1 protein-coding gene is annotated in these 1,202 nt (G+C 64.5%); it reads right to left on the bottom strand.

The features are described from left to right. Positions 1-85: 85 nt before the first annotated feature. A complete protein-coding gene (locus ACWKV7_RS23640; protein ID WP_483860154.1) occupies positions 86-1,129 on the bottom strand; it encodes an IS110 family RNA-guided transposase in 1,044 nt (347 codons plus the stop codon). Positions 1,130-1,202 lie beyond the last annotated feature (73 nt).

Below are 1,202 nucleotides of genomic sequence, written 5' to 3'. Positions count from 1 at the left end.
TCCGCTGCAGGACTCGCCTGTTCCGACAGTCTCGCTGTTCACCACAACCACCAGAAAAACGACGCCTTACTGATTACCCCCGCCGTCAGGCGGGCTTTACGCTTTGCCAGTCGCCGCTGAAGCGCCGCTCGTGGCACCACACCGCCCAGCAGATCCGCACCAGTTTGTTGGCCAGTGCCACCGCCGCCTTGTTGTGGCCGATGCGCTCGGCCGTCTGCAATGCCCAGCGTTGCAACTGGGTCAGCCGCTGCGGGGTGCGTGCCTGGCAGCGCTTCGCGGCCAGCAGTGCGGCGCGTGCGCCGTGGATCAGCAAGGTGCGCAGGTAGACATTGCCCTGGCGGCTGATATGCCCCAGCCGCCTGCGTTCGCCGCTGCTGTGCTCATTCGGGGTCATGCCCAGCCAGGCGCTCAGGTGCCGGCCACTGGCGAAACGCTCCGGTTGGCCGACGGCGGCCTTCAGTGCACTGGCGGTCAGCAGGCCAATGCCGCTGACGTCGTCGAGTTTGCGCACGATCTCGTCGTCGGCATGCCAGCGCGCCAGTTGCTCTTCGCACTCGCGCATCGACTGCTCGTACAGGCTGATCTCGGCCAGCACCACTTGCAGAACGCCACGCAGGGCAGCAACTTCGGGGCGCTCGATCAGCGCGCAGGCCTGGCGCAGAAAGGCCTGGGTAGCGTTCGGCGCCGGGACGCCCGCCTCACGCAGGATGCCGCGCAGCAGGTTGATGCGCTGTACGCGGGTCTTCTTCCAGCCTTCGCGCAGCTTATGCAGTTGCTGGACCTGTTGCTGTTGCAGGCTCTTCACCGGAACCGGCCGCATGCCTTCGCAGCGTGCGGCTTCGAGAATGGCGTCGCAGTCGTTGCGGTCGGTCTTGTTACGTCGCCGATAGGCACGCACATAACGTGGATGCAGCAGCACGACCCGATGCCCCTGCGCCTGCATCACCCGCCCCCAATAGTGAGCGGTGCCGCAGGCTTCCATGACCCACTCGACAGGCTCCGGCTGCTCCTGTACATATCGGCGAAACGCCGACAGATCGAGCCGCTTGCGGCGATCCACCCGACCGACATGGGTACTCTCGGCAACCTGGAAAACGGACTTGGCCAAATCGATTGCGATGCGTTTCATCGAAGCTCTCCCAGTTGAACAGGCACCTCGGATTTATAGAAGAAAGGTGGTGCGGGGAGAGTCCATTACAGCC

Source organism: Zestomonas ipomoeae, assembly GCF_057128665.1.
This window is presented reverse-complemented; position numbering and strand designations above follow the sequence as displayed.